This window comes from Allokutzneria albata, assembly GCF_900103775.1.
In the GTDB taxonomy this organism is placed as follows: domain Bacteria; phylum Actinomycetota; class Actinomycetes; order Mycobacteriales; family Pseudonocardiaceae; genus Allokutzneria; species Allokutzneria albata.
The window spans coordinates 6,533,215-6,545,787 of the sequence record NZ_LT629701.1 but is presented as its reverse complement, the minus strand read 5'-3'; the positions used below and the strand labels follow the sequence as shown (position 1 = coordinate 6,545,787).

The following is a 12,573-nucleotide window of genomic DNA, read 5'->3' as shown; positions in this document are numbered from 1 at the left end:
CTAGCTGACCTGGCGTTCGCGCCTGGCCTCGTCGAGCAGTTCCACCCACGAGTCGACGTCCGGGCGACGGCGCAGCAACGCACGCCTCTCCCGTTCCGTCATCCCGCCCCAGACACCGAACTCGATCCGGTTGTCGAGCGCTTCCGCGAGGCATTCCGTGCGCACCGGGCAGCCCATGCAGACCGTCTTGGCCTTGCGCTGCTCCGCGCCTCGAACGAACAGTTGGTCCGGGTCCTCGTCACGACACGACGCGTAGACCCGCCAGTCCCCCTGGCTGAACATCATGTTCCCCCAGCTCCTCAATACCGTCGTCGCGACCTGACCCAGCACCCCCCGGTGCCGAGCTGCGAGAACCGACGCGTCACAGAGACATAACACGTTGACCGGTTTCGCAGTCGTGAGACGTTGACGGACTGTAGAGCTTCACGGTTCCCGCTACCAAGTGGCGTTTGCCCACCCGTTATCTGCACTCACCGGAACGTGTTCGCGGTCACTACTCCGTCCGGGGCACGCGTACATTGGCCAACGTGGGTGTTCGCCGTGCGGTATTCAAGCTCGTCGGCCTGTGCGTCCTCGCCGGTGTGCTGCTGGCCGGGGTGCTGTTCCCCGCGGTCGGGGCCATGGGCGTGGTGTCCAACCGGGCCAGCGACACCGTCGACAGCACTTCCGCGGACCTGGTCCAGAAGGACCCGCCGCTGCTGACCACGATCCTGGACACGAACGGCAACCCACTGGCGCACCTGTTCGACCAGTACCGGGTGCTGGTCGCCCCGGACAGGATCGCCACCACGATGAAGGCCGCGATCGTGGCCATCGAGGACCAGCGCTTCTACGACCACCAGGGCGTCGACTGGCGCGCGGCGATGCGCGCGCTGATCACGAACACCATCCAGGGCAAGGTGGCGCAGGGCGGCTCGACGCTGACCCAGCAGTACGTGAAGAACTACCTCACGCACGTGGTCGCCACCTCCAAGTCGGAGCAGGCCAAGGCCCAGGAGCAGTCCCCGGCGCGCAAGCTCCGCGAGCTGCGGATCGCGCTGCAGCTGGAGAACAAGCTCAGCAAGGACGAGATCCTGGCCCGCTACCTGAACACGGTGCCCTTCGGCAACGGCGCGTACGGCATCGCGGCCGCGGCCAAGACCTACTTCGACACCACCGCGGACAAGCTGACCGTGGCCCAGGCCGCGCTGCTCGCGGGCATCGTCAACGAGCCGAGCGGGCTGAACCCGGAGCGGCACCCCGAGCGCGCGCTCGCCCGGCGCAACGTGGTGATCGACGAGATGGCCAAGCAGAACCGCATCCCCAGGGAGGTCGCCGAGGCGGAGAAGAAGACCCCGCTCGGCACCCGTCCGGACATCGGCGCCCCGCCCAACGGCTGCATCGGCACGGGCGACGCGGGCTACTTCTGCGACTACGTGATCAAGTACCTGGAGGCGGCGGGTTTCTCCAAGGAGAACCTGCGCAGGGGCGGCTACACGATCAAGACGACGCTCGACCGCGACGCGCTGACCAAGGCCAAGAAGGCGGTGGACGCCGAGGTCCCCCCGGACACCGACCACGTCGCCAACGCGATGGCGATCGTCAAGCCCGGCAAGGACAAGCACCGCGTCGTGGCGCTCGCGGCGAACCGCACCTACGGCCTGGACCGGGACGAGCACGAGACGACGCTCGGACTGCCCTACGCGATGCAGAACCTGGGCGCGGGCTCGATCTACAAGCTCTTCACCGCCGCGGCGGCGCTGGAGAAGGGCATGGGGATCAACAACTCGATCGCGGTGCCCGACACCTACGTCTCCGAGGTGTTCAAGGGTGGCGCGGCGAGCTGCCCCGGGCCCGCGGGGGCGAAGAAGTACTGCGTGCGCAACGCGGGCGACTACTCGGACCGGATGTCGTTGCAGGACGCGCTGGCGCTGTCGCCGAACACCGCTTTCGTCCAGCTCCTCGAGCGCACCTCGGTGTCCTCCGCGGTGGACATGGCGGTGCGCCTCGGGCTGAGGTCGCTGGCCACGGTGCCCGCGGGCGAGGACCCGAAGAAGCGGCCGATCGGCAAGTTCTTCGCCGAGCAGAACCTCGGCTCGTTCACCCTCGGCCCGACACCGACCAGCACGCTGGAGCTGGCGAACGTGGGCGCGACACTGGCCAGCGAGGGCATGTGGTGCCCGCCGAGCCCGATCGAGCAGGTGCTCGACCGCAACGGCCGCCCCGTGGCGCTGCGCGAGGACGCCTGCGAGCAGGTGGTGCCCGCCGGGCTGGCCAACGCGCTGACCGCGGGCATGAGCAAGGACTCGACCTCCGGGACCGCCAGGGACGCCGCGCGGGCGTTCGGCTGGAACCGCCCGATGGCGGGCAAGACCGGGACCACCCAGGAGCACAAGTCCTCGGGCTTCCTCGGCTACACCCCGCAGCTGGCCGGGGCCGTGTTCACCTTCGACGACACGCCCTCGCCGAAGACCCTCTGCGACCCGGCGGGCAACGCGCCGCCGCGGCCGTGCAACGGGGGGACGTTCATCTACGGCGGCAAGTCGCCCGCGCGCACGTGGTTCGCGGCGATGAACGGGATCGGGCAGGACCCGGGGATCATGACCGACATGGAGACGGCCCGTCTGCCGGGCGTCGAGGACCGCTACGCCGAGGGCGGCAGCGAGGCCAAGGTGCCGAACGTGGTCGGGCTGAGCGAGGGCTTCGCCCGCACCAAGCTGAAGAACGCGGGCTACGAGGTCAGCGTGTCCAGCACGGACAGCCTCAAGCCGAAGGGCACAGTGCTCAGCCAGAACCCGCGCGGTGCCGCGCTGCCGGGCGAGACGATCTCGCTCGTGGTGAGCAACGGCGTCGCGCCGACCACGACGACCGAACCTCCGCCGCCGACCCCGGGCCCGGGTGGCGAGACCGGCGGCCCCGCCCCGCCCGGCTGACCGCCGCGTCGGGCTACTGGTTGAGCAGCGTCTTGACGAGCGCGGCCACCCGGCCGCCGTCGGCGCGCCCGGCCACCTTGGCGTTGGCGGCCTTCATGACCAGGCCCATCTGCTTCGGGCTCGGCTTGCCGCCGACCTCCTCGGCCACCTCGGCGAGCGCCCGGCGCACCACCTCGGTCAGCTCCTCGTCGGAGAGCTGCTTGGGCAGGTAGCTGGAGAGCACCTCGCCCTCGGCGCGCTCCTTGGCGGCCAGCTCGTCCCGCCCGGCCGCGGCGAACGCCTCGGCCGCCTCCTTGCGCTTCTTCGCCTCCCGGGCCAGGACCTTGAGCACCTCGTCGTCGGACAGCTCGCGGGCCTGCTTGCCGGAGACCTCCTCGGCGCCGACCGCGGTCAGGGCCATCCGGAGGGTGTCCAGCACCACCTTGTCCTTCGCCTTGAGCGCGGCGGTCATGTCGGACTTCAACCGTGCCTTGAGCTCTGCCATGGCGGGGAGGTTACCCGCGGTGAAGAGGCTCACCCGTTCCGGCAACGCGGGCCGCGTTCCGTAGGCTCGGGGAGGTGAACACGTTCGGTCGGATTCTGCTCGGGACGACGGCGCTGGGCGCCGCGACGGTCGGCTACGCGGCGGGCATCGAACGCCTGCGCTTCACCCTGCGGCACGCCACCCTGCCGGTGCTGCCGGAGAACGCGCGGCCGTTGCGCATCCTGCACATCTCCGACCTGCACATGACGCCGAACCAGCTGAAGAAGCAGCGCTGGGTGGCCGACCTGGCCCGGCTCGAACCCGACCTGGTGATCAACACCGGTGACAACCTGGCGCACGCCAAGGCGGTCCCCACGGTGATGCGCGCGCTCGGCCCGCTGCTGGACTTCCCCGGCATGTTCGTCTTCGGCAGCAACGACTACTACGCGCCGAAGCCGAAGAACCCCTTCCGCTACCTGATCCCCGCGCACAAGGCCAAGCGCGTCCACGGCACCCAGCTGCCGTGGCGCGACCTCCGCGCCGCCATGACCGAGCGCGGCTGGCAGGACCTGACCCACCTGCGGCACACGGTGACTGTGGCAGGAGTCACGGTCACCGCGGCGGGCGTCGACGACCCGCACCTCAAGCGCGACCGCTACCAGAAGATCGCGGGCAGGCCCGGGCCGCAGACCCAGCTCAGCATCGGCGTCACGCACTCCCCCGAACCCCGCATCCTGGACGCGTTCGCGCAGGACGACTACGACCTGGTGCTGGCCGGGCACACCCACGGCGGCCAGCTCTGCGTCCCGTTCTACGGCGCACTGGTGACCAACTGCGGTCTCGACCGCAAGCGCGTCAAAGGCCCCTCCCGCTGGGGCGAGAAGATGTGGCTGCACGTCTCCGCGGGCCTCGGCACCTCGCCGTACGCCCCCGTACGGTTCGCCTGCCTGCCGGAGGCGAGCCTGTTGACGCTGGTCCCGCGCTCGGAAGAGGTCTCGGCGAAGGGCACCGACGCCCAAGCCCCCACCCGATTCGGAGCTGGCGCGGACATGAGATAGGCTTTCCCTCGTTCCACTCGGGGTGTGGCGCAGCTTGGTAGCGCGCTTCGTTCGGGACGAAGAGGTCGCAGGTTCAAATCCTGTCACCCCGACTCGACCGGGCCGGTCGATGTCCGCAGAAAGCGCGGAGCATCGACCGGCCTCGTTGTTTTTTCTGGGGGTGCAACCCCCAGGCCCCGCCCGGAGGGCTGTGCCCCCGGACCCCCATCTGGTCCCAGCCGGACTCGGCTTTCAGCCTCGGGTTCTGTGCTTCCGGGTCCTCGGGTTCTGTGCCTCTGGGTTACTGGGTGAGGGCGAAGTCGGTTATCAGGGCTGTCATTGCTACGGCGATCAGGGCGGTGTTGCGGAGTACGTGGCTGGGGCTGACCGGGGTGGGGCGGCCGAAGCAGCGGCAGGGGGTCCGGGTGCCGCGGAGCAGGGCCTGGGTCAGGGCTGCGGTGAAGCACAGGAGGAGCGCGGTGGCCATGACGAGGGCTGGGCGGGTCAGGGGCGTGATGAGCAACGCGCAGGTCACCACGAGTTCGGCGGTGAGGGTGAGCTTGGCCGGCTGACGGGCACGGGCGGGAGTGGTGGAGAGCAGGGTCGCGGTGGCTGCGACGAAGTCCCGGTACGCGGTTCGGCTGCGCAGCTTTCCGAACAGTGACACCACGAACACGCCGACGAGCACGGCTCGGCAGGCGAGGACCAGGTACGTCATGGTGTGGCGATCCTAGTCGGCGCGAATGGCAGGATCGGGGTGTGACGGAGCACCCGAGTACGGACATCCCCGAGCGGCTCTTCGACGATCCCGAGGCCGAGACGCGGTGGAAGGAGCGATTCACCGCGCGCCGCACGTCGTTGCCCGGCTGGGCCGAGGACGCGCCGGACCGCAACCTCTACGTCTCCAACGCCAGCGGAGTCTGGGAGATCTACGCCTGGGACCGGGCCACGGACACCCACCGGCAGGTGACCGACCGGCCGAACGGGACCTACCACGGCACGCTCACCCCGGACGGCGAGCGGATCTGGTGGTTCGCCGACACCGACGGCGACGAGTTCGGGACCTGGGTGGTGGAGCCGTTCGCCGGGCGGGCGCAGGGTGCCGAGCCCGAGCCGGGCGTTCCCGGCACGCACCCGGGCTACCCGGCCGGACTGCAGGTGGGCTCGAAGGTCGTCGCGCTGGGCATGTCCACCGACGACGGGACGACGATCTGGACGGCGCCCATCGGGGGCGAGCCGACCGTGCTCTACCAGCACAAGAACGACGCGGGCGCCGGATCGCTGTCGAAGGACGAGCGGCTGCTGTCGATCTCGCACTCCGAGCACGGCGACTCGCGGCACCCCGCGCTGCGCGTGCTGCGCGTGGCGGACGGCTCGGTCGTCGCGGAGAAGTGGGACGGCGAGGGCAAGGGCCTGGACTCCATCGGGTTCGCGCCGATCGCCGGTGACCCGAGGCTGCTGGTGCTGCACGAGCGGCGCGGCCGCGAGGAGCTGCTGATCTGGGACGTCGAGGCCGACACCGAGTCCCTGCTCGAGTTCGACCTGCCGGGCGAGATCGTCGCCGACTGGTACCCGGACGGCTCCGGATTGCTTGTCGTGCACACCCACCAGAGCCGGAACAACTTGTACCGCTACGACTTCGCCAGCGGTGAGCTGTCTCCTTTGGACATTCCAAAGGGGACAGTCGGCAGTGCTTCCGCTCGACCGGACGGGACGATCGAGTACTCGTGGTCCTCGGCAGGGCAGCCGCCGGTCGTGCGCGCGATGTCGCCGGACGGCTCGGACCGCGTGCTGCTGGAGCCCGCTGGGCACCGGCCTGCGCCTTCGCAGAACCTCGAAGACGCCTTCGTCCCGGGCAAGGGCGGCCCCGTGCACGCATTGGTCGCGCGGCCCGAGGGCAGGGAAGGCCCGCTGCCGACCGTGTTCCTGTTGCACGGTGGGCCGCACGCGGCGGACGAGGACCGCTTCTCGGCCTACCGCGCGGTGTGGCTGGACGCGGGCTTCGCGGTGGTCCACGTGAACTACCGCGGCTCGACCGGCTACGGCTCGGCCTGGCGCGACGCGATCGAGGGCCGCCCCGGTCTGACCGAGCTGGAAGACGTTGCGGTGGTTCAGGATTGGGCCGTCGAGTCCGGACTCGCCGACCCGCGGCGGTGCGTGGTCAACGGCGCTTCGTGGGGCGGGTACCTGACGCTGCTCGCGCTGGGGACGCAGCCGGAGCGCTGGGCGGCCGGTGTGGCCGGGGTGCCGGTCGCGGACTACGTCGCGGCCTACGAGGACGAGATGGAGCCGCTGCGCGCGTACGACCGCGCGCTGTTCGGTGGCTCGCCGGAGGAGCTTCCCGCGCTGTACAAGGAATGTTCGCCGCTGACCTATGTGGACGCGGTGCGCGCTCCGGTGCTGGTGCTCGCCGGTGAGAACGACCCGCGCTGCCCGATCCGGCAGATCGAGAACTACCTGGAGCGGCTGGCGGAGCGCGGGGCCAAGTACGAGGTCTACCGCTACGACGCGGGCCACGGCTCCCTGGTGGTCGCCGAGACCATCAAGCAGACCGCGGCGGAGGTGGCGTTCACCCGGCGGGTGCTCGGGCTCTGAGGTGAAAGAGGTACAGGGACGGCCCCTCGCCTGGGGGAACACGAGGGGCCGTCGCTGAGGGTGGTCTGCGTCAGGCGAGCTGCGCCTGCCACATCCACCTGGCTTCTTCGAGCTTCGCGGTGACCGCGATGAGCAGGTCCTGGGTGACCGGGTCGGACTTCTCCGTCTCGTCCACCCGGGCCCGCATCCGCTGGACCACCGTGTCCAGGGTGGTGACGATCGCGTTCACCACGTCGTCGGCCTGCTGCCAGCCCTCCGGGAAGCGGGGCACGCCCGAGGTCTCGGTCACCGTGCCCGCCCTGCCGTCCGGCGAGACACCGATGGCGGACGCCCGCTCGGCGACCTGGTCGGTGAACTCACGGGCCGCCGCCACCAGTTCGTCCAGCTGGAGGTGGACGTCGCGGAAGCGCTTGCCGACGACGTTCCAGTGGGCCTGCTTGGCCACCAGGGACAGGTCCACGAGGTCCACAAGGGCACCCTGGAGCGCGGCGCCGGTCGTCTGCCTCGCGGCGTCGCCCAACGTGCTCGTGATCGGGCTCATCGTCTCCTCCTCAACTCCTCAGGAGACGGATACCCGCACCGCCGAGCGGGCTAACGCTTGGTGCTCACCTTCACATCGCCGAAGAGGGTCCGCGCGCGCAGCCGGATGAGCGGGGAGCCGGGGATGCGGGGCACCTCGGCCACGCGGATCTTCTCCGTGCCGAAGAACAGCGACGAGCTGACCTCGACCTGCACGCCCTCGGGGACGACGACCTTCACGTCGCCGAACACGGTGCTGCCGGTGATGTCGACGACCTGCTCGGTGATCACCGCGTCCCGCAGGTCCAGCCGCACGTCGCCGAACACCGAGGAGACCGAGGTGCCGGAGCGCAGCGCGAACCGGCCCCTGCGCTTGACGTCGTCGAAGACCGAGTGCCGCACGCTGCCGACCACGACCACGGTGGAGTCCTCCAGCGGCTCCGGCAGCCCGGCGGTGGACTTCTCCAGCTCAGCGTGGGTTTCGGCCTGCCACACGAGGTCGACGCGCTCGGTGAACTGGTCGAGGGTCAGCCTGCCCTGGCCGACCGCGCGCTCCAGGCTCAGCTGAGCGGCCTCCTTGGCGGGCTGGAGTTCGTCGGTCACGCCTTCGAGCCTAGGACCTGCTCACGGCGGGAGAGCGCGAACTCCACCACCTGGCGGCCGACGGTTCGAAGATTTCCGGAGGTCTTCTCGTCCGAGCAGTCCCCCGCGCCGTCGAAGATCACCTCGGTGGAGTTGAGCGCGACCCCGAGCGGGGTCGGCCAGCCGCGCAGGGCGTGCACGATCGACCGCAGGGCGGTCAGCGTGGTCACCGACGCCTGCCAGCCGTAGGCGGTGGCCACGCAGCCGACCGCGCGGCCGTCCAGGTACGGGTGGGACTCCTCGCGCAGGTCCTCGATGTAGTCGAGGGCGTTCTTGAGCAGGCCGGAGACCGTGCCGTGGTAGCCGGGCGAGACCAGCACGATCCCGTCGGCCCCGCGCACCGTGTCGACCAGCCTGCGGGCGGCGTCGGTCCGGTCGGCCACGGCCGGGTCGTAGAACGGGAGCACCAGGTCGGCGCCGGAGATCGCGACGGTGCGCGCCCCCGCCTCCTCCGCGCCCGCCAGGGCCACCCGCAGCGCGCGCTCGGACTGCGAGTCCGCCCTGATCGAGCCGCCGATGCCCACCACCGTGACCGTCATGCACCTGATCCTTCCACCGTGGCCGGGCCACCCGCCGTCCTCATCAAGTCCTCCACGCTAGGACCTCCACCTACGTTGAGGTCAAGGTCGACCACGGAAGCGGAAAAGCTGTTGAGAACAAACGATGTCAGGAGTCTCATGGCGGGGTGGCCCTTTCCCGGTACCGGCAGGTGTTCGCCCTGCCGGGCGTGCGGCGTCTGCTGCTGATCGCCCTGTTCGCGCGGATTCCCGGCAGCGCGGTCGGCGTCGCGATGACCCTGCACGTGGTGCTCACCCTGAAGCAGGGCTACGGCGCTGCCGGGCTGGTCACCGCGTGCGCCACGATCGGCATGGCGCTCAGCGGTCCCCTGTTCGGGCGACTCGTCGACCGGCGCGGGCTGCGCCTGATGCTGGCGATCACCACGATCGGCGAGGCCACGTTCTGGTTCATCGCGCCGTCGCTGCCCTATCCCGCGCTGCTGGGCACCGCGCTGCTCGGAGGGTTCATGACCCTGCCGGTCGGTGCCACCTCGCGGCAGGCGCTGGCCGCGATCGTGCCGCCGGAGCACCGCAAGGCCGCGTTCTCGCTGGACACGATCTTCGTGGAGACCAGCTACATGCTCGGTCCCGCGCTCGGCGTCCTGCTGGCCACGCAGGTCTCCACCACGGTCACGATGGTCGCCATCGGTGGCGGTCTCGTGCTCTCCGGGAGCGTGCTCTACCTGGTCAACCCGCCGATCCGGTCGCAGGAGAGCACCGGCCCGGCCCGGCCGGTCCCGCGCAAGGAGTGGCTGACCAGGGAGCTCGTCGGCGCCCTGGTGATCTCCGCGGGCGCGGTCCTCGTGCTCGCCGGCACCGACGTCGCGATCGTCGCCACGCTCGAACGCCACGGCCAGGTGTCGTGGACCGGTGTGGTCATCGTGGTGTGGTGCCTGGTCTCGCTGAGCGGCGGATTCGTCTACGGGGCGATGACCAGAACGGTGTCCCCGCTCGTGTTGATGACGACGATGGGGCTGCTGACGATCCCGGTCGGTGTCGCGACCGACTGGTGGTGGCTGTGCCTGGCCATCCTGCCCGCGGGCGCGCTGTGCGCCCCGTTGCTGTCCGCGACCACGGAATGGATCAGCAGGCTCGCGCCGGAGTCGGTGCGCGGTGAGGTGATGGGGCTCCAGCAGTCGGCGCTGACCCTCGGCAGCGCGCTCGGTGCCCCGTTCGTCGGCGCGGTGATGGACGCGACCTCGCCCGCCATGGGCTTCGTCGCCGCGGGCGCTCTTGTGACCGTCTCCGCGGCCGTGGTGCTGGTCCTTCAGCGCCCGCGCAGGGGCGACGTGCCGGTGTCGACCTCCGCCAGCTCCGAGGAGAGCGTGCGCAGCGCCTCGTAGGCCCGTTCGACCACCGGTCGCGCCGCAGCCGAACGCGCGGCGTTGACCGGGTCGAGGGGCACGACGCCGACCGGCTCGATCAGGGCCGCCGCGGCACGCAGCGAGGACAGCTCGCCCAGCGCGCGCCAGCCGAGCAGCGCGGCGCCCAGGCCCGATCCCTCGCTGTCCTCGGCCAGCTCCAGCTCGATGCCGAGGCAGGCGGAGATCACGTTCGCCCACACCGGCGAGCGGAACGCTCCGCCGGTGGCGCGGACGCGGTCGATCGGGGCGCCTGTGGCGGCCACGGCGTCCCGGACCAGGGCGAGCTGCTGGCCGACGCCCTCGATCAGGGCACGCACGATCTGCGCCCTGCCGTGTTCCCGGCGCAGCCCGATGATCATCGCGCGCGGGTCCGGGTCCCACCACGGGGCGCGTTCACCGAGCAGGTAGGGCAGTGCGAGCAGGCCGCCCGCACCCGGCGGGACGCTTTCCGCCTCGACCAGCAGCGAGCCGATGTCGTCGGCACCGAAGGTTTCCGCGGCCCACTTGGCCACGCTGCCGCCGTTGCTGATCGCGCCGCCGAGCACCCACAGGCCGTCGCCGATCGCGTAGCAGAACACCCGGCAGTGCTCGTCGATCCCGGGCTGGTCGCGGACAACGCGCAGCGCGCCGCTGGTGCCGAGCGAGAGCGCGGCCATGCCCGGTACGACCGCGCCGACGCCGAGGTTGGCCAGCGGACCGTCTCCCCCGCCCGCGACGACCGGCAGACCCGTTGGCAGGCCGTCGATCTGCGCCGTCAGCGGTAGGACATCGGTGGGCGCCAACAGCTCCGGCAGCTGGTCGGCGGTGATCCCGGCCAGCCGCAACGACTCCGGGTGCCAGTCGAGGGTGTGCACGTTCATCAGGCCGGAGCCCGAGGCGTAGGAGTGCTCGGTCGCGAGGCGGCCGGTGAGGTGCAGGAGCACGAAGTCCTTGAGGCTGCACCACTTCACGGCCCGCACATCGGTCTTCTCGTGGAACCACACGAGCTTCGACAGCGGGGCGAACGGGTGGACCGGCGTCCCCGTCGCGCGGTGCAGGCCCGGCCCTGCCGGGCCGGCCTTGATGCGCGCGGCCTGGTCGGCAGCTCGGTTGTCCGCCCAGCTCAGCGCGTGGGTGAGCGGGGTGTTGTCGGCGTCGAGCGCCATCAGGGTGTGCATGGCGCCGGTGAGCGAGAGCCCGGCGACACCGAGCCCCTTTTGTCCACAGTGGACAATGCACTCGGTGAGCGCCTCCAGCGCGGCGGTGAGCACCTGCCGCGGGTCGTGCACGGCCTCGCCGGGGTGCTCGCCGAGCATCGGATAACCGCGCTCGGCGAGCACGTGGACCACGGCCGAGGCATCAGCGGCGACCACTTTCGTCGCCGTGCTGCCCAGGTCGACCCCGAGCACTACCCGTGTCGTCACGGGTTCTTCATACCAGGGGTCAGACCAGCGACTCGGCGATCTCGTAGGTGTTCAGCGCCGCGCCCTTGCGCAGGTTGTCCCCGCACACGAAGAAGTCCAGCGTGTTCGGGAAGTCCAGCGCCTGGCGGATGCGGCCGACGTAGGTCGGGTCGCCGCCGACGACGTCCGCGGGCGTGGGGAACACGCCGCCGGCCGCGTCGTCGACCAGCCGGATGCTGGGCTGCGCCTCGAAGATCTCCCGCGCGCGCTCGACGGTGACCTCCTCGGCGAAGACCGCGTGCACGGCGAGGGAGTGCGTGGTGACGACGGGAACGCGCACGCAGGTGGCGGAGACCTTCAGGTCCGGGATGCCCAGGATCTTGCGGGACTCGTTGCGCACCTTCAGTTCCTCGCTGGACCAGCCGCCGTCGCGCAGCGAACCCGCCCACGGGACCACGTTGAAGGCCAGCGGCGCGGGGAACGGCGAGTCCGAAGCGGACAGTCCGGCGGCCTCGAGGGCCTCGCGGACGTCACCGGCGCGGTTGCCGACGCCCTTGCCCGCGACCGCGGCGGCCTCGGCGTAGAGGCGGTCGATGCCGTCCTGACCGGCTCCGGAGGCGGCCTGGTAGGACGCCACGACCAGCTCGCGCAGGCCGAACGCGCGGTGCAGCGCGCCGAGCGCGGCCATCATCGACAGCGTTGTGCAGTTGGGGTTGGCGATGATGCCGCGCGGCCGGTTGGCGACCTGGTCGACGTTCACCTCCGGCACCACCAGCGGCACGTCGTCGTCCATCCGGAACGCGCCGGAGTTGTCCACGGCGACGGCCCCGCGCGCGGCGGCGATCGGCGCCCACTCGGCCGAGACCGCGTCCGGCACGTCGAACATGGCCACGTCGACGCCGTCGAAGGCCTCCGCGGACAGGGCGACGACCTCGAGGGACTCACCGCGGACGGTGATCCGCTTGCCCGCGGAGCGCGGGGAGGCGATCAGCCGGATCTCCCCCCACGGCACGGACTCGCGGCCGTTGATGATGTCGATCATGACGGTGCCGACGGCGCCGGTCGCACCGACGAGGGCGAGGGTGGGACGCGAGGACATGCC

General features: G+C 71.0%; 12 protein-coding genes and 1 tRNA gene. 5 read left to right on the top strand and 8 right to left on the bottom strand.

Annotated elements, in window-relative coordinates; all coding sequences use genetic code 11:
- Positions 1 to 282, bottom strand: coding sequence for a WhiB family transcriptional regulator (locus BLT28_RS29845; protein WP_156050678.1), 282 nt, complete (start codon positions 280 to 282; stop codon positions 1 to 3).
- 245 nt (positions 283 to 527) lie between these two features.
- Between BLT28_RS29845 and BLT28_RS29840 the strand changes: the two genes are divergently transcribed.
- Positions 528 to 2,912: a penicillin-binding protein gene (locus BLT28_RS29840; RefSeq protein ID WP_043810742.1), complete on the top strand. Its 2,385-nt coding sequence runs from the start codon at positions 528 to 530 to the stop codon at positions 2,910 to 2,912.
- Positions 2,913 to 2,925: 13 nt separating this feature from the next.
- On the opposite strand, the gene BLT28_RS29835 is transcribed toward BLT28_RS29840, so the two are convergent.
- Positions 2,926 to 3,396, bottom strand: coding sequence for a GatB/YqeY domain-containing protein (locus BLT28_RS29835; protein WP_030428166.1), 471 nt, complete (start codon positions 3,394 to 3,396; stop codon positions 2,926 to 2,928).
- Positions 3,397 to 3,470: 74 nt separating this feature from the next.
- Here BLT28_RS29835 and BLT28_RS29830 point away from each other — a divergent pair, with 74 nt between their 5' ends.
- Both BLT28_RS29830 and BLT28_RS29825 read left to right on the top strand, forming a co-directional pair.
- Complete coding sequence (locus BLT28_RS29830) at positions 3,471 to 4,433, top strand: metallophosphoesterase (protein ID WP_030428165.1); 963 nt, start codon at positions 3,471 to 3,473, stop codon at positions 4,431 to 4,433.
- A gap of 18 nt (positions 4,434 to 4,451) precedes the next feature.
- Positions 4,452 to 4,525 (top strand) — tRNA-Pro (locus BLT28_RS29825).
- Positions 4,526 to 4,713: 188 nt separating this feature from the next.
- Here BLT28_RS29825 and BLT28_RS29820 read toward each other — a convergent pair.
- Positions 4,714 to 5,130: a MauE/DoxX family redox-associated membrane protein gene (locus BLT28_RS29820; RefSeq protein ID WP_052407011.1), complete on the bottom strand. Its 417-nt coding sequence runs from the start codon at positions 5,128 to 5,130 to the stop codon at positions 4,714 to 4,716.
- Positions 5,131 to 5,171: 41 nt separating this feature from the next.
- On the opposite strand from BLT28_RS29820, the gene BLT28_RS29815 reads away from it, so the two are divergent.
- The gene (locus BLT28_RS29815; RefSeq protein ID WP_030428163.1) at positions 5,172 to 7,007 is read left to right on the top strand and encodes a S9 family peptidase; all 1,836 of its coding nucleotides are present in this window, start codon (positions 5,172 to 5,174) and stop codon (positions 7,005 to 7,007) included.
- A gap of 70 nt (positions 7,008 to 7,077) precedes the next feature.
- Here the strand turns inward: BLT28_RS29815 and BLT28_RS29810 are convergent, their stop codons facing one another.
- From BLT28_RS29810 to BLT28_RS29800, 3 genes are read right to left on the bottom strand one after another with little or no spacing between them, the layout of a single operon-like run.
- Positions 7,078 to 7,548: a Dps family protein gene (locus BLT28_RS29810; protein ID WP_030428162.1), complete on the bottom strand. Its 471-nt coding sequence runs from the start codon at positions 7,546 to 7,548 to the stop codon at positions 7,078 to 7,080.
- Positions 7,549 to 7,598: 50 nt separating this feature from the next.
- Positions 7,599 to 8,129, bottom strand: a complete 531-nt coding sequence (locus tag BLT28_RS29805; RefSeq protein WP_030428161.1) for a DUF1707 SHOCT-like domain-containing protein — start codon at positions 8,127 to 8,129, stop codon at positions 7,599 to 7,601.
- A complete protein-coding gene (locus BLT28_RS29800; protein WP_030428160.1) occupies positions 8,126 to 8,707 on the bottom strand; it encodes an NADPH-dependent FMN reductase in 582 nt (193 codons plus the stop codon). Before BLT28_RS29800 ends, BLT28_RS29805 begins: the two co-directional genes overlap by 4 nt.
- A 146-nt stretch (positions 8,708 to 8,853) precedes the next feature.
- On the opposite strand from BLT28_RS29800, the gene BLT28_RS29795 reads away from it, so the two are divergent.
- Positions 8,854 to 10,068 carry an MFS transporter gene (locus BLT28_RS29795; protein WP_030428159.1) on the top strand — a complete coding sequence of 405 codons (1,215 nt, stop codon included), beginning with the start codon at positions 8,854 to 8,856 and terminating at the stop codon, positions 10,066 to 10,068.
- Here BLT28_RS29795 and BLT28_RS29790 read toward each other — a convergent pair.
- Complete coding sequence (locus tag BLT28_RS29790) at positions 9,993 to 11,492, bottom strand: gluconokinase (protein ID WP_052407010.1); 1,500 nt, start codon at positions 11,490 to 11,492, stop codon at positions 9,993 to 9,995. The genes BLT28_RS29795 and BLT28_RS29790 overlap by 76 nt on opposite strands.
- Positions 11,493 to 11,511: 19 nt before the next feature.
- The gene (locus BLT28_RS29785; RefSeq protein WP_030428157.1) at positions 11,512 to 12,570 is read right to left on the bottom strand and encodes an aspartate-semialdehyde dehydrogenase; all 1,059 of its coding nucleotides are present in this window, start codon (positions 12,568 to 12,570) and stop codon (positions 11,512 to 11,514) included.
- Positions 12,571 to 12,573 lie beyond the last annotated feature (3 nt).